The organism is Tunturiibacter lichenicola (genome assembly GCF_051013355.1).
GTDB classification, from domain to species: Bacteria; Acidobacteriota; Terriglobia; order Terriglobales; family Acidobacteriaceae; genus Edaphobacter; species Edaphobacter lichenicola_F.
Genome location: NZ_CP132944.1, coordinates 3,893,333 through 3,915,157, shown reverse-complemented (window position 1 = coordinate 3,915,157; position 21,825 = coordinate 3,893,333). Strand labels below are relative to the sequence as shown.

Annotated in this window: 22 protein-coding genes; 11 read left to right on the top strand and 11 right to left on the bottom strand. The window is 57.9% G+C overall.

What is annotated here, in order from left to right; genetic code table 11:
* Positions 1-19: 19 nt before the first annotated feature.
* The 3 genes from RBB82_RS16520 to meaB all read right to left on the bottom strand — a co-directional run bounded on the left by RBB82_RS16520 (position 20) and on the right by meaB (position 2,688).
* A complete protein-coding gene (locus RBB82_RS16520; protein WP_433971848.1) occupies positions 20-238 on the bottom strand; it encodes a DUF465 domain-containing protein in 219 nt (72 codons plus the stop codon).
* Positions 239-319: 81 nt separating this feature from the next.
* Positions 320-1,456, bottom strand: coding sequence for a tRNA (adenosine(37)-N6)-threonylcarbamoyltransferase complex dimerization subunit type 1 TsaB (gene tsaB / locus RBB82_RS16515; RefSeq protein ID WP_433971847.1), 1,137 nt, complete (start codon positions 1,454-1,456; stop codon positions 320-322).
* The gene (gene meaB, locus RBB82_RS16510) at positions 1,456-2,688 is read right to left on the bottom strand and encodes a methylmalonyl Co-A mutase-associated GTPase MeaB (protein WP_433971846.1); all 1,233 of its coding nucleotides are present in this window, start codon (positions 2,686-2,688) and stop codon (positions 1,456-1,458) included. Before meaB ends, tsaB begins: the two co-directional genes overlap by 1 nt.
* A 327-nt stretch (positions 2,689-3,015) precedes the next feature.
* On the opposite strand from meaB, the gene RBB82_RS16505 reads away from it, so the two are divergent.
* Positions 3,016-4,347 carry an MFS transporter gene (locus RBB82_RS16505; RefSeq protein WP_433971845.1) on the top strand — a complete coding sequence of 444 codons (1,332 nt, stop codon included), beginning with the start codon at positions 3,016-3,018 and terminating at the stop codon, positions 4,345-4,347.
* 132 nt (positions 4,348-4,479) lie between these two features.
* Positions 4,480-5,259, top strand: coding sequence for a FadR/GntR family transcriptional regulator (locus RBB82_RS16500; RefSeq protein WP_433971844.1), 780 nt, complete (start codon positions 4,480-4,482; stop codon positions 5,257-5,259).
* Between the two features lie 412 nt (positions 5,260-5,671).
* Here RBB82_RS16500 and RBB82_RS16495 read toward each other — a convergent pair whose 3' ends face one another.
* From RBB82_RS16495 to coaD, 5 genes are all read right to left on the bottom strand, one after another.
* Entirely contained in the window at positions 5,672-6,337 is a 666-nt protein-coding gene (locus RBB82_RS16495; protein ID WP_433971843.1) for an HAD family hydrolase, read from the bottom strand.
* The gene (locus tag RBB82_RS16490; RefSeq protein ID WP_433971842.1) at positions 6,334-7,770 is read right to left on the bottom strand and encodes a phosphoglucomutase/phosphomannomutase family protein; all 1,437 of its coding nucleotides are present in this window, start codon (positions 7,768-7,770) and stop codon (positions 6,334-6,336) included. The genes RBB82_RS16495 and RBB82_RS16490 overlap by 4 nt, the downstream gene beginning before the upstream one ends.
* A 42-nt stretch (positions 7,771-7,812) precedes the next feature.
* Positions 7,813-8,979 carry a mannose-1-phosphate guanylyltransferase gene (locus tag RBB82_RS16485; RefSeq protein ID WP_433971841.1) on the bottom strand — a complete coding sequence of 389 codons (1,167 nt, stop codon included), beginning with the start codon at positions 8,977-8,979 and terminating at the stop codon, positions 7,813-7,815.
* Between the two features lie 68 nt (positions 8,980-9,047).
* Positions 9,048-10,244, bottom strand: coding sequence for a pyridoxal phosphate-dependent aminotransferase (locus RBB82_RS16480; RefSeq protein ID WP_433971840.1), 1,197 nt, complete (start codon positions 10,242-10,244; stop codon positions 9,048-9,050).
* A 53-nt stretch (positions 10,245-10,297) separates the two neighbouring features.
* Positions 10,298-10,795, bottom strand: coding sequence for a pantetheine-phosphate adenylyltransferase (gene coaD, locus RBB82_RS16475; protein WP_433971839.1), 498 nt, complete (start codon positions 10,793-10,795; stop codon positions 10,298-10,300).
* A gap of 129 nt (positions 10,796-10,924) precedes the next feature.
* Between coaD and RBB82_RS16470 the strand changes: the two genes are divergently transcribed.
* The 3 genes from RBB82_RS16470 to RBB82_RS16460 are packed head-to-tail and all read left to right on the top strand — an operon-like array spanning position 10,925 to position 12,643.
* Positions 10,925-11,533 (top strand): RNA polymerase sigma factor, encoded by a 609-nt coding sequence (locus RBB82_RS16470; RefSeq protein ID WP_433971838.1) that lies wholly within the window; start codon positions 10,925-10,927, stop codon positions 11,531-11,533.
* Positions 11,530-12,036 carry a hypothetical protein gene (locus RBB82_RS16465; RefSeq protein WP_433971837.1) on the top strand — a complete coding sequence of 169 codons (507 nt, stop codon included), beginning with the start codon at positions 11,530-11,532 and terminating at the stop codon, positions 12,034-12,036. The genes RBB82_RS16470 and RBB82_RS16465 overlap by 4 nt, the downstream gene beginning before the upstream one ends.
* 1 nt (position 12,037) lies before the next feature.
* Positions 12,038-12,643, top strand: coding sequence for a Spy/CpxP family protein refolding chaperone (locus RBB82_RS16460; protein WP_433971836.1), 606 nt, complete (start codon positions 12,038-12,040; stop codon positions 12,641-12,643).
* A gap of 429 nt (positions 12,644-13,072) precedes the next feature.
* Here the strand turns inward: RBB82_RS16460 and recA are convergent, their stop codons facing one another.
* Positions 13,073-14,140, bottom strand: coding sequence for a recombinase RecA (gene recA, locus RBB82_RS16455; RefSeq protein ID WP_433971835.1), 1,068 nt, complete (start codon positions 14,138-14,140; stop codon positions 13,073-13,075).
* Between the two features lie 177 nt (positions 14,141-14,317).
* Between recA and RBB82_RS16450 the strand changes: the two genes are divergently transcribed.
* Positions 14,318-14,614, top strand: a complete 297-nt coding sequence (locus RBB82_RS16450; protein ID WP_433971834.1) for an RcnB family protein — start codon at positions 14,318-14,320, stop codon at positions 14,612-14,614.
* Positions 14,615-14,764: 150 nt separating this feature from the next.
* On the opposite strand, the gene RBB82_RS16445 is transcribed toward RBB82_RS16450, so the two are convergent.
* A complete protein-coding gene (locus RBB82_RS16445; RefSeq protein WP_433971833.1) occupies positions 14,765-16,360 on the bottom strand; it encodes an FAD-dependent thymidylate synthase in 1,596 nt (531 codons plus the stop codon).
* A gap of 66 nt (positions 16,361-16,426) precedes the next feature.
* On the opposite strand from RBB82_RS16445, the gene fabG reads away from it, so the two are divergent.
* The 5 genes from fabG (at position 16,427) to RBB82_RS16420 (ending at position 20,758) form a co-directional block, all read left to right on the top strand.
* Positions 16,427-17,173, top strand: coding sequence for a 3-oxoacyl-[acyl-carrier-protein] reductase (gene fabG, locus RBB82_RS16440; RefSeq protein ID WP_433971832.1), 747 nt, complete (start codon positions 16,427-16,429; stop codon positions 17,171-17,173).
* Positions 17,174-17,675: 502 nt separating this feature from the next.
* A complete protein-coding gene (locus tag RBB82_RS16435; protein WP_433971831.1) occupies positions 17,676-18,734 on the top strand; it encodes a hypothetical protein in 1,059 nt (352 codons plus the stop codon).
* Between the two features lie 67 nt (positions 18,735-18,801).
* Entirely contained in the window at positions 18,802-19,599 is a 798-nt protein-coding gene (locus tag RBB82_RS16430) for a methyltransferase domain-containing protein (protein ID WP_433971830.1), read from the top strand.
* Positions 19,600-19,800: 201 nt separating this feature from the next.
* Positions 19,801-20,205 (top strand): helix-turn-helix domain-containing protein, encoded by a 405-nt coding sequence (locus RBB82_RS16425; RefSeq protein ID WP_433971829.1) that lies wholly within the window; start codon positions 19,801-19,803, stop codon positions 20,203-20,205.
* 85 nt (positions 20,206-20,290) lie between these two features.
* Positions 20,291-20,758 (top strand): GAF domain-containing protein, encoded by a 468-nt coding sequence (locus RBB82_RS16420; protein WP_433971828.1) that lies wholly within the window; start codon positions 20,291-20,293, stop codon positions 20,756-20,758.
* 140 nt (positions 20,759-20,898) lie between these two features.
* On the opposite strand, the gene RBB82_RS16415 is transcribed toward RBB82_RS16420, so the two are convergent.
* On the bottom strand, positions 20,899-21,726 hold the full coding sequence (locus RBB82_RS16415) for a rhomboid family intramembrane serine protease (RefSeq protein WP_433971827.1): 828 nt from the start codon (positions 21,724-21,726) through the stop codon (positions 20,899-20,901).
* Positions 21,727-21,825: the final 99 nt, after the last annotated feature.

Sequence of the window (21,825 nt, the reverse complement as noted above, 5' to 3'; positions counted from 1 at the left end):
GAAGCCTGCGCTTGCGCCCTTACGACACTCCTAATCGCCGAAGCCGCTCAATCTCGTCCTTCAGACTGAGTTTCAGCTTCTTCAACCGTACCTCTTCCAGTTGCTCGGAGTCAGTCAGGAAAAGTTTCGAGCGCAGCGTATTCAGCCTGCGGTCATACAGGCTGTGTTCTTGTGTTAATTGTTGGATGGAAGGTAGAGACGCAGGATGGGGAAGTTCGATAAACTTGCCAGTTTGCACGTGGAAATACCTCCAGCAACAGACAGCGTTTCACATAATGGCGACACGCTATCACAGCGCAAACAACACCGGCAATGTGGATTACTTGATTCCCGCTAACTTCAACTGCATCAGTACCGCGTCCTCATCCGGCTCTCGATAGTACCCACCGCGTCGCCCAACAACACCAAATCCAAGGCCCTCATACAAGGCAATCGCGCCGCTGCTCCCTGCGCGAACCTCCAGCTCCATCTCTACGGCTCCCTGTTCCCTGCACCACCCGATAACCGCCTCACACAAAGACCTTCCCACTCCACGCCGCCGGCCCGCCGCATCCACCGCCACGCTCTCAAGCTCGCCCACACCATCAGCCGCCGACAGAATCACCTTCCCGACTGCAAAACCCAGTAGCCCCTCATCTGTCTCCGCAACAAACAGACCACGCCTGACAGCACCCGCCGCACCACCTCCGACAATCGCGCCATACTCCGCCTCTGCCCAGTGCGGTGCCTCCACAACACGCCGCTCGAGTGCAACCACCTCAGCCAGATCCGCCGCACCCCCAACGCGAGGCTTCGCCGCTCTCGGCAACGCAGGCTTCGCAAAAATCTCAGCATCCGTTCGCCGCAGATAGTTCGCATCGAGCGTCATCGCATCATCAAACTCCCCCGCAACAATCCTCTCCAACGCAAGCGGCAAAGCATCCGCAGCCGATGGCTCCTCCAGCACCTTCGGCCGCAACTCCGCCAAAGCCTCCGCCACCTTCTCCTCGCACACCACCACAACCCCACTCGCAGCCGCCGCGATCACATCTTCCCGCGCCATCAGCGCCTCGCGCAAGCAACGCTGCCGAACATACTCCCCGTAATAAAACTCCCCACGCCCCGCATCGAGCACAGCATGCACCGCTTCACCCGCTCCATCAACAGCAGCAGCAAGCAGCGCCAACCGCGACACCGCAACCAACGGAACTCCACCCGCCTCGCTCAACCCCTTCGCCGCGCTCACCCCAACGCGCACGCCAGTAAACGATCCCGGCCCATACACCACCACCACCGCCGCCAGCTCACTCAGCCGAAAACCACTCGCCTCCATCAACCGCCGCACCGCCGGCACCAATCTCTCCGACGAAGTCCTCCCCGGCAGCGCCTCAGTCGCAACAATCGCCTGCGCCAGCGCCGTATCCCCCAGCGCAACGCTCCCCTCACCACCCGCAGTATGAATCAACAGAAGCCGCATCACTCCCGACCTTCGTTTAAGCCGGACGACGCAACACCATCCCCAACAATCTCCAGCAAAACGCCCCCCGTACTCGCCGGATGCACAAAAAAATACCGATGCCCACCAGCCCCAACCTTCACTGCATCACTAGCCATCCTCACGCCTTGCTCAGTCAACCGCGCAAACATCGCATCGATCCCATCAACATGCACGGCAACATGATGCAGCCCCTCTCCACGCTTCGACAAAAACCTCCCAATCGTCGAGTCTTCCTGGGTCGCCTCCAGCAACTCAATCCGACTCTCTCCAAGCGGCAGCATCGCAGTCTTCACCTGTTCATGCTCCACCGTCTCCTCATGGCTCACCGCCAACCCAAGCGCCCCATAAAACCCACGCGCCGCCGCAATACTCTTCACCGCAACACCCAGATGATCCAACCGCAACCCATCCACCCGAACATCGCCCAACCCGACCCGAACCCTTCGCTCAACCTGCTGCGCCGCACACGCCCGCACCGCCTCCATCAGCTCCCCCACCCCCTCACCCGTAGTCGCAACCGTCTTCACCACAGGAGGCACCCATCCCCCTCTCGAAGCCGCCAACCCCTGCATCGCAACAATCTCCTGCTCCACCAGCTCCGCGCCCCCACGATCGCTCTTATTAACAACAAAAACATCCGCCACCTCCATCACCCCTGCCTTCAAACTCTGCACCTCGTCCCCCATCCCCGGCACGAGCACCAGCACCGTCACATCCGCCAGCCCGATCACATCGACCTCATCCTGCCCCACACCCACCGTCTCAATCAAAATCGTCTGCCGTCCCCCCGCCTCCATCACCGCACAAACATCCTCAGCGGCACGCGCCACACCACCCATCGCCCCCCGCGAAGCCATACTGCGAATAAACACACCAGCATCGCCAGCGAACCCCTGCATCCGTATCCGATCCCCAAGCAGCGCCCCACCGGTATATGGACTCGACGGATCCACTGCCACCACCCCAACCATCTGCCCATCCGCACGCAGCCACTTCACCATCTGATCAACCAGCGTGCTCTTCCCTGCTCCCGGCGGCCCGGTCACTCCCACCCGCAGCGCTCTCCCGCCAAACTCCCGGCAAGCCGCAAGCAACTCACCCGCCAGCGCCCCGCCGTCCTCAACAACCGACACCGCCCGAGCCAGCGCTCTCACATCTCCGGCACGCAGCCGCCCCATCATCTGCGCGACCTCACCAATCTCCGCCTGCAAATCTTTATCCACGTCAGCGATGATACCGCGCAGCCGTCCCTCCAGCCCCAGCTGCGCAAGACATCTTCAAAACCACCAACCCAACAGTGGCCGAACCATTCTCGAAAACCCAAGAAGATCTCCCCGACATCAAAGCAACCAGACTCGTCTCATCGCAATCCGAATCCATCTACATCACACCGCAACAAAACTCCCTCATCGTCTGCTTGACACAAGTAGCCCACCAAAGACTATCCTCATCCTCGACGCACTCTACCAAGTCATCAGGTCCCATCACCGGAGTTCGATTAATGGTCAGACCAACCCTTCCACCGGAGCCGCTACCGCATGCCGATTGACACCGCCAGTGTGCCAGCCCCGGGTTTCACCACAACAGCGCCCGATAAACCCAACATCCGCTGGGCCGTCTGTGGTCTTCTCTTCCTTGCCACCACCATCAACTACATGGACCGCTCGGTCTTCTCCCTCATCGAGCCGCTCCTCCACCTCGATTTCATGGGCTGGATCCCCGGCCTCGACGCCGCCCATCAGACCGCCTACAACATCAACTTCGGCCGCGTCCTCATCTGTTTTCAGATCGCCTACGGAGTCGGCTTCCTCTTTGCCGGCCGCATCATCGACAAGCTCGGCACCAAAACCGGATACGCCCTCGCCATCCTCGTCTGGGGATGCGCCTCCATCAGCCACTCCATGGTCGCCAGCGTGGCCGGCTTCTGCATTGCTCGAATCTTTCTCGGCCTCGGCGAGTCCGGAAACTTCCCCGCAGCGATCAAAGCCACAACCGAGTGGTTCCCCTCCGAAGAGCGCGCTCTCGCCACCGGCCTCTTCAACTCGGGCTCCAACGCATCTGCCTTCATCGCGCCCGCCCTCATCGCAGCAGTCGCCGCTAAATGGGGTTGGCAAGCCGCCTTCATCTGCACCGGCTCCATGGGACTCATCTGGGCAGTCATCTGGCTCATCTTTCCCTACAACAAGCTTCGTCGCGGTGCCACGCAGACTCAGGCAAACCTCGCCCCCGTCACCAAGGGCGCCGGACCAATCTACTCCATCCTTCTGCGCCATCGCGGCTTCTGGGCCTTCTGCATCGCCAAAGGAATCACCGACCCCGTCTGGTGGTTCTATCTCTTCTATCTCCCAAAATTCCTCAACGACAACTACGGCCTCAATCTCAGCCACGTCAAATATCCACTCATCGTCATCTACACCTGCGCCAGCATCGGTTCTATCGCAGGTGGCTGGCTCTCCGGCTTCCGCATGAAGCACGGTCACACCGTAAACTCCGGCAGAAAATTCGCTCTCCTCATCTGCGCCGTATCTGTGCTTCCCATCATGCTCGTCCCTCACATGCACACGCTCTTCCCCAATAATGCATGGCCGGCCATCGCCCTCTTCTGTCTCGCTACCGCCGCTCATCAGGGATGGTCTGCTAACCTCTTCTCTACACCAACCGACATGTTCCCATCCACCAGCATCAGCACCGTCGTCGGCATCGGTGGCGCCACCGGAGCCGCTGGCGGAGCATGTTTCACATGGCTTGTCTCCCACTACTTCTCGCTTCACCCAATGCCGATCTTTATCCTCGCGGCCTGCGCCTACATCACGGCTCTACTCATCTTTCAACTACTCGTTCCAAGACTCGGCGCACCCCAAAGGGCTTAACTCCCTTCGCTTTGCGTAAGAGGTAGATCATATGTCAGTCAACACTTCACCGAGCCGCTATCACCATTTGCTCAACGGCCCCTTTGCTCTCGTGTTACCCTTCTCAAACTTCGGCAAGGAGCTTCGTATCGCGTGAAAAAAGAGGTTAAAGAACAGTTCGACGAGGTAACCGGCCACAGTCAGCTCACGATGCAGGTCGTCGAGCACGTCCGCTCCCTCATCAGCAAAGGCGAGGTTCACCCCGGCGACCGTCTCCCGCCTGAACGCGAGCTCGCCCGCAAACTCAAGATCAGCCGCTCCAGCCTCCGCGCCGGCATCGGCTTCCTCTCAGCCATGGGAGTCCTCAAGAGCCGCCACGGTGCCGGAACCTTCGTCTCCTCGGGCCCGCCCGCACTCGATTCCAGTTCCCTCTCCGTTCTCGGCGCTCTCCACGGCTTCCTCCCATGGCAGATGTTCGAGGCCCGTCTCGTCATCGAGTCCAACGTAGCCGCACTCGCCGCCGAGCGCGCCACCGACGAGCACATCGCCGAACTCGCTGAAGAGGTCGCCGAGATGTATGCCTCCCTCGCCGACCCGCAGGAGTACCTCATTCACGACGTCCGCTTCCACCGCACCGTCGCTCGCGCCTCCGGAAACCCCATCCTCGGCGCGCTCATGGAGACCATCACCGCCAACCTCTACGAGTACCGCAGCAAGACCGTGCAGAACGCCGTCGATCTCAAAGAATCCGCCGAGATGCATCGCGAGATCTATCGCGCCATCCGCTCCCATCACCCCACTCAGGCCCGTCAGGCCATGGAAAAACACCTCAACCTCGCCCGCATCGCCCAGGACTCCGAAGCCGATCTGAACGGCACCAATCCCACTGGCACCCCGAGCTCTACAACCCCGTCCGAAAGCCCAACAACCTGACTCAGAATCACGGTCCCCCACCACATCTCGGCAGGGGACCATCCAAAATCTTGTCAACCCCCAAAACAAGAATTCACCGCGTCAATCCTGCACAATTGCGTGGCGTATGAGTTCCATCCGATCCGCTAAAATAGAATTAGAGATCGAAACGAGGCTCCGGGCTGTTTCCGGAGCCTCTCTCATTTGGAATGATGCATTTTTGGATATTTTGAAGATGCAACTTTGAACGAAATGGACGTAACTCCAATCGCTGGACGAATTTAGCTATAAGCCTTTTACTTGCACGAATTTAGAGGACGTAATTTTGCTAAATGATTGCAGTGATTGTACTTACCACCGATACTGGGGGGGGTGGGGTCCCCATGCGTTCACTCGGTCAAGCAGGGAGGATGATAGTGGTGAAACCGGGAGTTCAAATAGTCGTCAGGAACCGCAGTTTAAGCCCATCAGCATCTGCGTCAACCGTTACCGCCTCAAGCGACGGCACGATCCATGTAGCAGCTTTCAAGTCTTCTGCAGAGTGCGTTCCAAGCACCCCAAGCACCCGACAGCCCGCAGCAAGGCCGGCACCCACACCCGAAGGCGCATCCTCGATCACCAGGCACTCCACAGGCGGCAGGCCGAGCAACTCCGCCCCGCGCCGGTACGGCTCCGGATCCGGCTTGCCGCGCTCCACCATATCGGCGCTGATGATGCGTTGCGGAATCGGCAACCCGGCAACCTCCAGTCGTCTGATGAGCAACCGATGAGTAGCCGAGGTGACGATTGCCCAACGGTCCAACGGCAGGCTCGCAAGCAGAATCCTGACACCCGGCAACACCGTGAGGCCGGAGACATCCTCCATCTCCATATCTTCAATCACCCGCAGCCCCTCCTGCGGATCGATGTCGGGTCGCAGCTCCTTCACAATCTCAATCGCACGCATGCCATGCGGCACCTCATAGATCTCCGCGTTCGGCACGTCATAGTGCTCCGCCCATTGCCGCCAGCACCGCACAACCGACCCGATGGAGCTGATCAGCACTCCATCCATGTCAAACAAGATGCCTTTGGTCTCAACCCGTACCGACTCGCTCAAACTGTGCTCCCTTGCAGAACAAACGCCTGCGCCGCCTCAAGCACACGAGCGACCGACTCAACCGAACAGCTCTCGCAGTACACCCGCAGCAGCGGCTCTGTACCGGAGGCACGCAGCAGAAGCCACGTCTCAGCAGCATTCGGCACCCCGGCGCAGCTCGGATTGTCGAGAAAGAACTTAATGCCATCCAGCGTCTCAACACGAAGCACCTTCAGGCCAGCAAAGTCCGTGACACCAGCCTTCGCCCGCGAAATTGCAGACTGCTTCAACGCCTCATCAATGTGCATATCGACGCGGCCATACTGGTGTTCACCGAACTCCTGCTGCAACGCCGCCACCAACTCACCAAGCGTCTTCTTCTCATCGGCCATCACGTTAGCCAGAAGCAGCGAGTTCAGCAGACCATCCCGCTCAGGCAGATGTCGGCTGATGCCGATGCCGCCGGACTCCTCGCCACCAACAAGAATCTCCTGCTCAAGCATGAGATCACAGACATATTTGAAGCCGATCCCATGCTCATGCAGTCGCCGCCCATACTTCGCACAGATGCGGTCCAGCATCTTCGTCGTATTGAACGCCCGCGTAACATCTCCCGGCCACTTCTTCCGCTCCAGCAACCACTTCAACAGCACAGCAAAAATCTTATGAGCATCAACGACATTGCCATGCTCATCGACAGCGCCGATGCGATCCGCATCTCCATCAGTGATCAGTCCCGCATCACACTTCTCCGCTGTAACAGCGATCTGCGTCGCACGAATGTGCGGCAAGATCGGCTCAGGATTGATCCCCGGAAAAGCTGGATTGATCTCGTTGCGAATCTCCACGAAAGGAACATGCGCTTCGGTAAAGATTCCCGCAATCACATTCCGTCCCGCGCCATACATGACGTCGATCAGAAACTTGTAACCCGACTTACGAATCGCATCGAGATCGACAAACCGAGCGATGGCCGCAACGTAATCCGGATTGAAGTCAACCGTCTCAATAGCTGCGGGTCGAGCAGCCTGCGCGAGTGGCTCACCAAGATACCCTTCAATCGACGCCATAATCGAAGGCTTGCCCGATCCACCATAGCTCGCCTTATACTTCACGCCATTCCACTCGGCAGGATTGTGGCTCGACGTAATCATCACGCCGCCAGCCGCCTTCCGCTCACGGACCGCGTAAGAAAGCGCAGGCGTCGGCGTAATATCAGCAGCCATAGCAACCGGAATCCCAGCCTTCGCAAGCACGTCAGCAACGACGTTAGCGAAGGAACGCGAGCCGAAGCGCGTGTCATACGCGATGCAAACGCCGGCGGACGCGTCCTCATGCGCCAGAACATAATTCGCAATCGCAGACGCCGCGACACGTACATTCGCGTAAGTGAAATCATCTGCAATGATGCCCCGCCAGCCGTCGGTCCCAAACTTGACTACTGAATCTGCCATATCTCGTCGAGTGTCCTGTATTCAATCTTTGTAAATCGGTCACTAGATCAGGTCTTCGCGGCCGGCGCTCTTAAGCTCGGCGACCACTTTGCCCACATCCTGCGATCGTTCGCGAGTCGTAATCAACAAGGCGTCCTTAGTCTGAACAACAACGAGATTGCTGACGCCAACCAGCGCAATCACCTTGCCCGGAGCGTGCACATAATTACCGCTTGAGTCGATAGCGATGCACAACGGATCGTCACCCTCGAAGACGTTAGCAACCGAAACGCTCTCCGGCGGGCAGCCCGACGCATGCTCATGCAACGCAGACCAGCAACCCAGGTCATTCCACTCGAAGTCCCCAGGAAGGCAGTAGATCTCCGCACCTTCCTCCCCTTTGGCCGAGCGTGGCTCCAGCACCGCATAGTCGATGCTGATGTTCTCGCACTGCGGATAGACCTCCGCGAACACCCGATCAAACTCCGCCTTCGAGGTACGATGTGCCTCGGCAATCTTTTCAAGCAACGGCGCCATCTGCGGGCAGTGCTCGCGAATTGCATCTGCCAGCGTCCGTGCGCTCCAAAGAAAAATTCCGCCATTCCACGCGTAGTTGCCGGATGCGACGAACTCTTCTGCGACTTCACTATTGGGCTTCTCAGTAAAGCGCTTCACGCGCCGCACCGCAACTTCAGGAACAGGCACATCCGAAGGCTTCACGGTCGCGCCCAACTCGATGTAACCGTAACCGGTCTCAGCCCGCGTAGGAGGAACACCAAGCACGACGATCTTCTCGCCGCTCGCAGCCAGTGCGATACCAGCGCGAATGACCTCCGCAAAGCGAGCCTGGTTCTTCACTACATGATCTGAGGGAAAGATACCAATGACCGTCTCTGGACTGGTCTTCTCCAGAAGAAACGCAGCAAGAGCGCAAGCTGGAGCAGTGTTCCTCGCCGCAGGCTCGCTCAGAATGTGCGCGCGAGGAACCTCGGGAAGCTGCTCCGCAATCAGGCCATGAAGGAGGTTATTGGTAATGACCCACACATGGTCAGCATCCACCACCGGCGAGAGTCGCTCCACCGTCTGCTGAATCATGGTGCGTTCACCATCGAGCGCCAGCACCTGCTTAGCCCGCGTCTTCCGGCTTCGAGGCCAGAATCGAGTTCCGCTGCCACCTGCAAGAATCACTGGAGCGAACTTCTGCTCCGTTCTACTGCCTTCAATGGGCATACGCCTCCGTCTTAATGGAAAGATCGCCCCGCGAATACGCTAAAGCGATCCACCCATAAGATCAACAGCTAACTCAACGTTGCGAAGTAGTCCCGCATCCGCTTCACGCCCTCATCAACAACATCGTGCGAGACGGCGTAAGACAGCCGAATATGTTCCGCAGTGCCAAACGCCTCACCTGGCACAACGACAACATGTGCTTCACTCAAAAGCTTCGCTGCCAGGTCCGATGCAGACTTGATCCCGCCCTTACCGATAAAGTTCTTCACATTTGGATACACGTAGAAGGCGCCCTGAGGCACAGTGCAAGTAAGCCCAGGAATAGTCTTGAATCCAACCAACACCTGATCGCGCAGCTTGATGTAGTCGGCGCGCATCTCCGACACGCACTCCTGAGAACCGGTCAACGCCGCAATCGAGGCGCGCTGCACCATGCTGGCTGTGTTCGAAGTGCTCTGCGACTGCAGCTTGCTCATCGCCGCAATAATCGCCTTCGGCCCAAGCGCGAAACCCGCTCTCCAGCCAGTCATCGCATACGTCTTCGAGAGCGACCCCAACACAACGATGTGCTCCTTACAGTCGGTAAACGAGCCGCCACTGACAACCTCGCCCGTAAAGGTGAGGTAGACGTAGCATTCATCGAGCAGCACGTAGATGCCGTGCTTGTGCGCCAGGCGAACGATCGCTTCCAGATCCTCTGGCGCCACAACAGCACCGGAAGGGTTCGACGGCGTATTCAGAATGATCGCCTTCGTCTTCGGCGTAATCGCCGCTTCAATCATCTTCGCGGTAATGCGGAAGTTCTCTTCCTCTTTGCTCTCGACCAGAACGACCTTGCCGCCAGCGTACTGAATGATGTCCTTGAAGGAGACCCAGTACGGCACCGGCAGAATCACCTCGTCCCCATGATCGACCAGAACCTGAATCGCATTGAACAGCGCCAGCTTGCCACCGGTGGTGAAGACGCACTCGTCCGGCGTGTAGTTCGAGCCGAAGTCGCACGCATGGCGATCGACCACCGCCTTACGCACCTCAGGAACCCCAGCCACGTTCGTGTAGCGCGTAAAGTTCTTCTCGATCGCCTCGATGGCTGCATCCTTGATGTGGCGAGGGGTGGAGAAGTGAGGCTCGCCTGCACCGAAGTCCGCCAGGTTCACGCCCTCGGACTTCAGCTTCAACGCCGCCGCGGTGATAGCCATGGTTGCGGAAACTTCGATGCGGCCGATGCGGTCCGCAAATATCTTGGTCGCTGTCGCTGTGGTCATGTCTCTAGTTTGGCAGATTTGGACCCTGAGATAAAGCCACTACCAGGAACAGCCTATTTAGACGGTTTTGGGACCTTAGCCTTCAAGCGTTCGACGACCAGCGGGGGAACCAGTGCCGTAACGTCGCCACCGAGCTGAAACACACCTTTTATCAGCCGCGAACTGACGTAGGTGTACTTCTCCGCAGGCATCATGAACAGGGTTTCGAGCTCCGGATCGAGCTTTCGGTTCATCATCGCCATCTGAAACTCATACTCGTAGTCACTTATGGCGCGAATGCCTCGCAGAACAGCCTTCGCTCCCTGCTGGCGCGCAAAATCGACCAATAGTCCATCAAACGTGGTCACAGAGACGTTCCCGAAGCTGCGGGTCGCCTCAAAGATCATCTCCTCACGCTCAGGAACGGTAAATAATGGAGTTCCCTTCTCCGAGTTGCGAAGGATCGCAACCACAAGATGATCGACAATCTTCGACCCACGCGAGATCAGGTCGAGATGGCCGTTCGTGAGTGGATCGAAGGTTCCAGGGTAGATCGCCTTGACGGTATGCATGCATCAAGCAGCATACCGTGCTTTCGTGACAAAAAATAAATCGGCCAATTCCTGTAGTCTTCCGGACACCCCCAAGCGTCTCTCCCAATAGCCAAATGTAGCGTGGCTGCAGTTCGAATACGGTTCTCAATGCCCTCACACGCCATCACTTCCGACAGTCTCTCCGTTGCGCATCAGCCATCGATCACGCAGGCGTCGGCAACGCCGCTCGACGATATGGATGCGATCGTTGCCACGTATGAACAGCGGATCTTCCGCTTCCATCTCATCTCCATTCGTGACCGCGATGTGGCGCAGACACTCACTCAGGACACCTTCGTCCGGGCCTGGTCGGCGCGCAGCAGCTTTCGAGGCGATTGCTCCGTCTCGACCTGGCTGATGCGGATCGCGCTAAACCTGGTACGCGATCACACCCGAACCGACCGTTTTCGCTTCTGGAAGAAGGTGTCAGAGACGGCTATCGATGTATCCGACATCTCGTCGCATATTCCACATCGCGATAGTTCGCTCGAGTCGCGCCTCATCGCCAGCGAGCAGATGGCTATCGTGTGGGACAGCGTAGCTCAGCTCTCAGACCGTCAGCGGAGCATCTTCCTTCTCCGCTTTCTGGAAGAGCTTGAGCTCTCCGAGATTGCCAGCATCACCGGCCTGCCAATCAGCACCGTCAAGACCCATCTTTATCGCGCACTCGCTACAATCCGGGCTCGCCACAACGCCAACCTCAAGGATTCCCTATGAACCTCCACCTCACTCACGATCAACTCTGCGACCTGATCCTCGCCGATACGTCACTCCAGCCCAATGCTGAGTCCGACGTTGTCGAGCAGCATCTGCAGGCATGCCTGATCTGCTCAGCAGAGCTGAAGAGCCTGCGTGATTCCATCTCACACTTCCGCGATGCGTCGAGCGCATTTGCTCGACATGAGTTTGCTCAAAGCTACGCGCAACGATCGTCCATTGCGCCTCCTCACAGCTATCTCTCGCAACCTCTTTACTGGGCGGCAGCGGCAGTCATCTTCGTCGCTGCCCTTTTTCCTATCACCCTGCATCAGCAGCGCTCTGCCGCTGACTCTTCTGTGAAGGCTGCTGCGGTCTCTTCTCAGACGGAATCGGATGACGCCTTGCTTGCGGACATCGACCAGAAGGTCTCTGCGGATGTGCCTTCTCCGATGGAACCGTTGGCGGACCCGACTGATGGATCAACTTCGACAAACTCTACTTCCGACCAAAGGACGAACTAACATGCGCTTGAAGCCTGTACTCTCGCTTGTTTTATTTGCAACTCTCTCCGGAACTTTACTGGTTGCGCAGCAGCCTGGTGGAGGGCCACCACCTGTGGGTCCCGGATCCTCCGGCGGCAAGATGGAGCAGGGCCGCGGCGGATGGGGAGGTGGCGATGGGATGCGCGGTGGCCTTCGCATCGGGCCTCCAGGCATCTGGTGGCACAATGCGGACCTGATCCAGAAGCTGAACCTCACTCCTGATCAGCAGAAGAAGATGGACGACATTCTTCAGCAGAGCAAGCTCCAGTTGATCGACCTCAGGGCCGACGTCGAGAAGCAGGAGGTTTTGATGGAGCCGATGCTCGCAGCCAATCCACCGGACACGAACAAGATCCTCGCGCAGATCGATCACACCGCGCAGGCTCGCGCCGAGCTTGAGAAGGCCAACGCCAAGATGCTGCTTGGCATCCGCAACGTGCTCACGCCGGACCAGTGGACCAAGCTGCAGGCAGAAAGGCGCGACCGCCGAGGCATGAGGATGCGTGGTGGGCCGGACGGTCAGGGCGGACCAGGTGCCCCCCCAAATCCAGCCGGTCCCGGCGGCGGTGGCGAAGGGATGGACTAAGCAGAGTTTTGAGAGAGCAATCAGAGAAGCTGTCAAGCCCCGACTCCCAATAACTCATCACAGTTCAATAACTTAGCTTTGGCGTATGAGTATCTATCAATCCGGTAAACTAGATTAAGAGATCAAAGAAGCCCCGGCTAATTAGGCCGGGGCTTTTGACTTCGATTGGCGAAAGAAACTAAAATCGGCGTAACTCGTTTAGAAAGTCATATTTACCGATAAACCATTTGGAATCAACTATCTGCAGAGTCTAAAAATCGTAAACCACTGATAAATAGCAAGTTAACGATACCCAACCGGGGGGGCACCCCCCCAAAACAGACCTCTAAGAAAAGTTAGGACGGCTGCTATCAAAGGGGTTAGTCGAGAGGAAGACGACAAAGCGCCGACAGATAGAACCGCCGGCGCCTCATACGCTGCATCTTGCTGTTACTTTCTGGCCTTTACCGCTTCCTTAGCCTGAACAGGACCGTCGGCGGGAACTGGCGGGACATCGGCTGACGCGACACCGGAGATACCCAGCTTCTTGCGGAGCTCAGAATCCACGCGACCGAAGACCTCCTTGTTCTCCTTGAGAAAGGCACGGACGTTCTCGCGGCCCTGACCGATGCGCTCGCCCTGATAGCTGTACCAGGCGCCGCTCTTGTCGACGATGTTGTGCAGGACGGCGAGATCGAGCACGTCGCCCTCGCGCGAGATGCCTTCGCCGTAGAGGATGTCGAACTCGGCGTCGCGGAAGGGAGCGGCTACCTTGTTCTTGACGATCTTGACCTTGGTGCGGGATCCAACGACCGAGTCGCCGTCCTTGACTGCGCCAATGCGCCGGATGTCGATGCGGACGGACGAGTAGAACTTGAGGGCTTTGCCGCCCGTCGTGGTCTCAGGGTTGCCGAACATGACGCCGATCTTCTCGCGGATCTGGTTGATGAAGATGAGGCAGGTGCGCGACTTGGAGACAGTTCCGGTGAGCTTACGGAGAGCCTGCGACATGAGCCGAGCCTGCAGGCCCATGTGGGAGTCGCCCATCTCGCCGTCGAGTTCAGCCTTGGGGACGAGCGCTGCAACCGAGTCGACCACGAGCACGTCGATTGCGTTCGAGCGGACGAGGGCTTCTACAATCTCGAGGGCCTGTTCGCCGTAGTCGGGCTGGCTGACGAGGAGATTGTCGATGTCGACGCCAAGTTTGGCGGCATAGGCAGGGTCGAGTGCGTGCTCTGCGTCGACGAAGGCAGCGAGACCGCCGGACTTCTGCGCCTCGGCGATGATCTGAAGGGTGATGGTGGTCTTACCCGAGGACTCAGGGCCAAAGATCTCGATCACGCGACCACGAGGAACGCCACCAACTCCGAGGGCTGCGTCGAAGGAGATGGAACCGGTAGAGATGACCGAGATCGGCACGACATCCTTCGAGCCGAGCCGCATGATGGAACCTTTACCAAACTGCTTTTCCAGCCCGGAAAGGGCCAGTTCTATTGCTTTGCTGCGGTCATCTGCCACGATATTTCTCTCCTGAATGGGGGTGAAAGGGAGGTTGATAGTTCAATTTCGGATTCTAGCATCCAAAACGGGAAAGGCAAATAAAAAGCGAACATATCTCGATCTTCTTTCGGTGGCATCCTGGTTCCTGAGGCAACATGACTTGCTTCGAAGGAATCGTACCTTTCAGGAGCCTACATGAGACTAATCCGCAAAGTTTTAGCGTTTTCAACTTTGGCCGCAACCCTTAGTACGGGCCTCGCATTTGCTCAAGATCACGATCACGATCACTATGTCCGCCATGATGAGTGGAAGAAGGGTGCCCACATCAATCACGAGGACTGGGAGAGGGGTCAACAGGTCGACTACCGTCACTATCATCTGAATGCGCCCCCGCGTGGTTATGAGTGGCGCCAAGTCGACGGGAATTACGTTCTCGCCGCAGCCGCGACAGGAGTAATCGCCACTGCAATTGTGGCTTCAACAATCCACTAAGTTTCTAGTTCCTAAAGATGTGAAAACCAATTCCGCCGCGATTTCAAATCGCGGCGGGTTTCTATTTAGATGGCAAGAAATACTGATTGCCGACGACGACATGATCGACAGGCGCCGTCTGTTGATCATGTCGGCTCTATTTTTTGGGTGTTACCGACGCAACAGATCTACCGGCTCATTGACGTCTTCGATGCGGAAGTATTGCGCAAGAGAGGGGTGCTTGCGAACAACCTCGCGATACATCTCCCAGGCGACGCGGCGGTAGCTGAAGTGTCCGGCGACACCGCTGCGCAGTTCGGAGATGTATAGCGCTTCGGCGAAGTCCATCTTGAAGAGAGAGCGGCAGCGAGTCGCTAGCGGCAGGCAGTACTGCGCGGATTGCGCGGCCTCCGGGACGCCGCTGTCGCGGAGCTGGCGATAGGTTGCGTAGGCGGCTTCGAGGGCGGCGGTGTAGGTTGCTTCGAGGCCTGCTTCGGCGAGCGTGGGCTGGCCGGGGCAGATTGGTTCGTCGTAGCCGTGGAGATCGGTGTAGGGCTGGAGGAGCTGGACGCAGCGGCGGTGGCGGTGCATGTCGCGGAAGCCGCCAATGTCCATGAGGATATCGAAGCGCATGCTGTGGCCGGAGGAGAAGCTGCGGAGGAGCTCGTCGTGACGACCGCGATGTTTTGCGCCGAGACTGGTGATCTCTCCGCGCTGGTTCGCGCTAAGCGCGGCGACCTGGTGGCGGAGCTGGCGATAGGAGTAGTGGCAGTGCGGGTAGAGGAGCGAGGTGGCGAGTTCGACCTCCAGCGGCTCGTCGCCGTCGAGGAGATCGACTACGGGCGCGGCGGCGATGGGCTGATTGCCCATCAGTGTTGCAGCGGCGTGGGCGAGTTCGCTGCGAGTCTGGCGCTGGTATTCGTTGGCTGCTGCATATTTGACCAGCGTGGGCGCGGTTTTGACCGGGCGAAGGAAGGCTTCGTGGACGCGCTCGCCGCAGTCGGCGTCGAGGGAAGAGATCTCTTCACAGAGAACCTCGCCGGCAGCATGCTGGACGTTCCATGCAGGCTCGGAGGCGGCGGTGCGAAGCTTTTCGCCTAGCTGACGGACTTCGGCGAAGTCGCTGGTGAGCAAGCGAGAGACCTGCGTTTCGAGGGTGCGGGCGTTGACGATCTGGCCGAGCGAGGTATTGGTTGCAAGCGGAAGAAGGTAGCGGGCAACGTCGAAGGCGCGGGCCTTGAGGGTGCGCTCGTAGGCCTCCGGCTTCATCGATTCAGGTAGCGGGATCGCGGCCTTGAGGGCAGCGAGCATGCCGGCGCTGATCTTCTCGTAGTTCGAGAAGAGAGCCTCGACGGCGGAGGTAAATTTAGGCGTCTCGGAACTTAGCGCAGGAGTGAACCAGCCGGAGCGGCGGAAGTTCTGGTAGCGAGTGGAGCGCTCCTGGCCATCCCAGCGCTGCTCGTCGACGAGCTCGATGGCGGCGAGCAGAGACAGGCGCTCGATGGCAAAGGGGATGTGGGCGAGGTCGGCGATGGAGCGGTGGCCGTAGGCAAAGTAGAACGTATTGAGGAACTGCTCGGCGCGCTGAGAGCTGATCTCGGCCAGCGACTCCTTCATGGTGAGAGACGAGCGGGAGTACTTGGCCATTGCGTAGGCGAGGACTTCGGGGTCGGCACCGTGGATGGCGTAGACGTCGGTCTCGCTTGAGACGGTGGGGTGTTGGATCGGCGTAATCGCCGGGGAGGGGTCTTTCTGGCTGTCAGACATGGTGAGACTCAGAATACTTGAAGAGACCGATTCGTATAATGGACGGGTTTGGTTTTAAGGAGATTCATGAGCATTCTCGCAGGTCGTATTGCATTGGTTACAGGAGCATCACAGGGAATCGGGCGCGCGTGTGCGCTGGAGTTGGCACGTTCGGGGGCAACCCTGGCGCTGGCGGCGAGGAATCTCGATAAGCTGGCCGAGGTTGCGGCGGAGATTACGGCCGCCGGGGGGACCGCGCATGCCTTTGCGCTGGACGTATCGAGCGAAGAGTCGATCAAGGAGTGTGCCAAGTCTGTCATCGCACATTGCGGTGGCGTAAATATTCTGGTCAACAACGCAGGGATCACCCGGGACATCCTGGCGCTGCGGATGAAGCGGAAGGATTGGGATGATGTGCTGACGACCAACCTCACAGGAGCCTTTCTGATGACGCAGGCGGTGATGTCGCAGATGGTCAAAAGCCGTTGGGGCAGGATTATCAACGTAACCTCAGTGGTGGGCGAGACGGGACAGGCGGGACAGGCTAACTACGCAGCCTCGAAGGCTGGGTTGATCGGGCTGACGAAGTCGCTGGCGCGGGAGTTGGCGAGCCGTACGATCACGGTGAATGCCGTGGCACCGGGATTTATCGAGACCGCAATGACCTCTGTGCTGACGGAGGAACAGAAGGCGGCGAATGCGCAGTTCATTCCGCTGGGACGGGTCGGAACTGATCTCGAGGTAGCGCACGCCGTTGCTTTCCTGGCGTCGGAAGAGGCTGGTTACATTACCGGACATACCCTGGATGTAAACGGTGGTATGCACATGGGGTGACCATTGGGTAGATGGGCGAGACGTTTTATCGAGCAGCAGACAGTTCATTGCTATATAAATTATTTGCAGCAATCGATTTGCAGCCTGATATCAGAAAAACTAAATGAGTCGAACTCTGTCGTATCTTGAATAAGCGAATATTCTTCTCAGCACTGGCAGCCAGACAGACCGCCCGTCCGCATTGTTGAATAACGGAAATTAAACGAATCCAGTTCGATAAATTTGGCGTATGTTGTTCAGCCATAGGTACAGTTCAGCTATAGGTGCAGTTTGTCTTAGGAAGTTGTCTCTATCTGATCAGCAAACTGACCGAAGAGTCAGGGAAGTGCCTCGGAGGCACCACCGCTTAACGAATCAACTGTATTTTTACTCTGATCTCAATGTACTCGGATTCACAACCTAATCTATGTTGTCGACAAGTGTTGAAGCAGGGCATCTCAGGGGTTTCGATGTGGAAGCCGCGCACGTTTGTCATCTACGCGACCGCAGTGCGATTCTGCGTATGCGAGAATCACTGATTCATCTGAGTGCACGCTGCGGTCAGACCGGCGCGATGGACTACCTGGAATACTTTCTGACATCGACAGAGAATCTGAAGAAGGCTCCGTATCTTGTACTGCTGGCGACTCGGTCGGACTTGAATGTGTTCGAACTTGAGGCCAACGATCTGATAGCCGCGGTCTTGATCTACGAATATAAAGCGATGGGGTTTTATTCGAGAGTCTTCAGCACGAGCGACTTCAATGGCAGCCGTGCTGTCATCGCGCCTGCAGCCGACAGGGCCAGGGTCTGTGCGATGGTCTGCCGCTATTTGATGGAGCGCGGCGCGCAGATTGTGATGCTGACCTTTGCGGGCGATGAGGACGAGACCGACCCCGAGTGGTTTGCCAACGCAGTGGGGGGCGACAAAAAGTTCCTGTGGACGACGCAGACACGCGAGGTAGGCGCAACGATTCTGCTCGAAAAGACATTGGACGAGACGCTGGCCGCGATGGGAAAACATACGCGACGCAATCTTCGCTACTACCGCCGAAAGGCGGAAATAGAGCTGATGTGCACGTTTGAGAGCGACGCGAAGAGTTCGCTGAGCATGGCACAGATGGTCGAACTGAACGAGGCCTCCACCCATCCGGTGAGGTTCCCGACGCTGGAGCGGCGTTACAGAACCATGAAGGCGCTCGACGGGCTGTTCTGCGTCGGAGTGAGGACACCGGACGGACAGTGGATGAGCCTGCTGGGCGGTCGCAGACACCATGGCGTTTCGGAGATTGCATGGCAGATGAACCGCGGAGGGCTGGACAAGTTCTCGGTCGGAACGGTGATACGAGCCTACCTGCTCGAACATGAGATCTCGATTGGAACGAACAGACTGTCGTTTGAAGGCGGGACCTCCCATTCGATGAGGCATGCCTTCATCTCCGAGAAGGCGATCGATATCGTGGTGAAGAAGCGGTCGCCTTTTGTCTTTGCGCTTCGCCGGTCCGCCCAGTGGCGGAGCCCGAATAAGAACTTTTTGCTGCAGACCCTGGTCAATCCCGCGCTGCGGTGGGACCTTCGCTGAGCATGGACAGCCAGAAGAACCGCTTCGGTGCTGACGCAGTCCAGATCTCAGGATTGGACTGCCAACGTTGAACGATTTGATCCCCAAAGCTGCAAGGGCATGGTCGAAGGCGCGATGGTCCCTGGCGCACCGTGGTTTCGCCGGAACGATGCGGACCGTGCTTGTGCGATTGCGGCGAAAGGAGACCGCCGGCGACTCCAAGCCTCGTCTGCATCCATTCGATACGCGTTATGGTGTCGATACGAGCGGACTGATCGGCGGTGGCGATCTCCGGACGGGGCACAAAAACGACGTGTTCAACACCGCTTACTACGGAATGGCCCCCTCGCGCTTTCGCCAGTCGATTGCTGACTGGCTCTCCGACCGAAGCCACGCCGCAGTCGCGGACTACAGCTTCGTCGATCTGGGATGCGGGAAGGGCCGGGCCGTCATGCTGGCCTCGGAGTTTCCGTTTCGACAGGTAATCGGGGTCGAGTTGAATCCTTCGCTCGCAACGATCGCCAAAGACAATGTCGCAGCGTGGACGGCCGCAGGCAGGGCAGTCTGTCCTGTGCAGGTCGAATGTCAGGATGCAACCGAGTTCGTGTTTCCCGATGGGCCCTGCCTCTTGTATCTGTTCAACCCCTTCGCAGCGCCTGTCGTGAAGCGATTGATCGAAAGCATCAGCACCGAGTTTGCGGCGCGACCAGGGAGTCTCGACCTGATTTACTTCAATCCGGAGGCCGGCCATCTTCTGGATACCCACGAGGGCTTCGAGTTGCTATGGACGGGATCGATTCCGATGTCTGAGGAGGATACTGCGGTCGACTATGTGGCCTCTGCCGACGACCTCTGCAGCTTCTACCGCTGGGTGGGAGACCGATAGAATGGCCGATTACTTGCTTGCTAGTAACTGGTTCACTAATGTTGTGCGCGGTTCCAAAGCGCCCTGGGGTTCAAGTAAGAGTTCAGGTCTTCGCCGGTAACTGACTCTGGATGAACCTGCGCTGGTACCGGACTCGACGATCCCCTAAGATAGTCATTGACCAAGTCTTTGTGGGTGTTTACTTTGTGGCTAATGGCTGACATGCAAACTATCCCTGTTGATGTGGCGAACGAGCCGATTGAGGCTCTTTCAATTTCGATGAATATTGGCACGACGATACGCGGATACCGGCTGCAAAAAGGGATGTCGCAGGGCGACATCGAGAAGCGCACCGGTCTGTTGCGCTGCTACCTTTCGCGGGTGGAGAACGGCCACACGGTGCCGTCGCTCGAGACCTTGCAGAAGATTGCGCGGGCGCTGGATCTCCAGCTCTCCGAGTTCTTCGCCGAAGAGACCATTGCAAAGGAGATGTCCGGGCTGAATCTTGGCGAAGATGAGATTCGGTTCCTGACCCAAGTGCAGCGGTACTCGGCGCACCTGTCAGAGAGCGACCGAAGGCTGCTGCTGGCTATGGTGCGTAAGTTTGCTCAGACGACTCTCACCTAGAACAGGCAATCTGTCGGCTTTCGAGCGTGTTGCAGCGCACGATGAGGGGTATTCCTCTCCTCGACTCAACCCGGAGGATCGACTGGTGCCGGATACGAAACTTCTTGACAGACTAAGAGCGATCGTCGACCAGGACCTGGACCGTCCAGTCACGGCGAAGTACATCGCTGATGCGATTCGAGCCGCGGGGCCGTATCGCTGGGTGGGGCTGTATGACGTGCACTATCGGCGCGGCATGGTCATGAACATTGCATGGAGCGGGTACAGCGCACCAGCCAGCCCAGGATTTCCCATCACCGAAGGCATCACTTCAAGAGCGATCGCTGAAGGAAGAACCATCAATGTGGGAGATGTGGCCAGTGACAAAGGTTATCTGACGGTGTTCGATAGCACCAAATCAGAGATCATTGTCCCGGTGCTGGACCGCGATCATCGAGCTATCGGCACTCTGGATGTAGAAAGCGAGCATCTGAATGCATTTGACGCTGAATCTCAGGCGCTGCTCGAAGAGTGCTCCCATCTGCTTGAAGATTTTTGGAGGAACGCCGAATGAGCCCGGAATAGAGACGCGATAACCAGATAATCTGCTCTCAAATAAAGCTCTGACGGGTGTCAGGGCTTTATTTACGTCTCTTTGTTGGCTGGGTTTATTTGTTGGCTGGAATGCCACCGCACAAATGAACTTTGGGACAGCTACCGCAGCTTCGTGATGAAGTAGGCAAAGAGAATAAGCGCGAAAGCAGCAGCGGCGAAGGTGAGTTTCTGTCGAGCGAGGTACCGGGTGCGGCCGGAGGTCATCCGCGGAACCAGCGGAACGCCCAACGCCAAGCCACTGAGAAACCCGCCAATGTGCGCGTGGTTGTCAATACGGACGATACTTGTGAAGTTGGCGCCGATACCGATGATCAAATTCAAAACCGCGAACTGAATGACCGACCGGCGAAGACGGTTCAGTTCGAAGGCAGGGATCGGAAGCTTTTTGTTCGAGAGCAGCACGATCAGGATTCCGGCGATCCCGAAGACCGCGCCGGAGGCACCCGCGCCGACCGAACTATAGTCACGGAAGAAGACTGCGGAGAAGAGGCCGAGCAGGTTGCCGGCGATGCCCGTGATCACATAGACCGCGATCAGGCCGAATGGGCCAAGCAGCGGCTCGCCAAGCAGACCGAGGTTCCACAGACACCACATATTGGTCGCAATATGAAGCAGCCCCACGTGGACGAAGGTCGCGGTGAGCAGACGGTACCACTGACCGTGGAGAATCAGCTCCGGATTGGTGGCGCCGAAGTAAAGCAGCTGGGCTGAAGTGGGGCTACTGGGAGAGACGCCGCGAAAGATCATGTAGCAGAAGACTGCGACGTTGATTCCGAGCAGGATATAGGTGCCTGGGGTGGCCAGGATGTTCCATCCGCGCTCGCGAGAGCTGGGACGATCAACCTCGCGTTCGTAGTCAGGAATAGGCGCAGCGCCACCGGGGTGCGGTGGAAGAACTTCGCCTTGAGATGGAGGGGAGGAGGACATTGTTGTTCTTCTACGCTATCAAAAGCGGTGAAATCGTGGCGCCTCTTAGCGAGAAGGAACGCAACAAAAGAGTTGTGCCGATTAAAAAGTCGAGACGCA

Coding starts and splice junctions, on each gene's coding strand:
- tsaB (WP_433971847.1), bottom strand. CDS start 1,456: ATGCGGCTTCTGTTGATTCATACTGCGGGTGGTGAGGGGAGCGTTGCG.
- RBB82_RS16505 (WP_433971845.1), top strand. CDS start 3,016: ATGCCGATTGACACCGCCAGTGTGCCAGCCCCGGGTTTCACCACAACA.
- RBB82_RS16490 (WP_433971842.1), bottom strand. CDS start 7,770: ATGGCAGATTCAGTAGTCAAGTTTGGGACCGACGGCTGGCGGGGCATC.
- RBB82_RS16485 (WP_433971841.1), bottom strand. CDS start 8,979: ATGCCCATTGAAGGCAGTAGAACGGAGCAGAAGTTCGCTCCAGTGATT.
- RBB82_RS16480 (WP_433971840.1), bottom strand. CDS start 10,244: ATGACCACAGCGACAGCGACCAAGATATTTGCGGACCGCATCGGCCGC.
- coaD (WP_433971839.1), bottom strand. CDS start 10,795: ATGCATACCGTCAAGGCGATCTACCCTGGAACCTTCGATCCACTCACG.
- RBB82_RS16470 (WP_433971838.1), top strand. CDS start 10,925: ATGCCCTCACACGCCATCACTTCCGACAGTCTCTCCGTTGCGCATCAG.
- RBB82_RS16465 (WP_433971837.1), top strand. CDS start 11,530: ATGAACCTCCACCTCACTCACGATCAACTCTGCGACCTGATCCTCGCC.
- RBB82_RS16460 (WP_433971836.1), top strand. CDS start 12,038: ATGCGCTTGAAGCCTGTACTCTCGCTTGTTTTATTTGCAACTCTCTCC.
- RBB82_RS16450 (WP_433971834.1), top strand. CDS start 14,318: ATGAGACTAATCCGCAAAGTTTTAGCGTTTTCAACTTTGGCCGCAACC.
- RBB82_RS16445 (WP_433971833.1), bottom strand. CDS start 16,360: ATGTCTGACAGCCAGAAAGACCCCTCCCCGGCGATTACGCCGATCCAA.
- fabG (WP_433971832.1), top strand. CDS start 16,427: ATGAGCATTCTCGCAGGTCGTATTGCATTGGTTACAGGAGCATCACAG.
- RBB82_RS16435 (WP_433971831.1), top strand. CDS start 17,676: ATGCGAGAATCACTGATTCATCTGAGTGCACGCTGCGGTCAGACCGGC.
- RBB82_RS16425 (WP_433971829.1), top strand. CDS start 19,801: ATGCAAACTATCCCTGTTGATGTGGCGAACGAGCCGATTGAGGCTCTT.
- RBB82_RS16415 (WP_433971827.1), bottom strand. CDS start 21,726: ATGTCCTCCTCCCCTCCATCTCAAGGCGAAGTTCTTCCACCGCACCCC.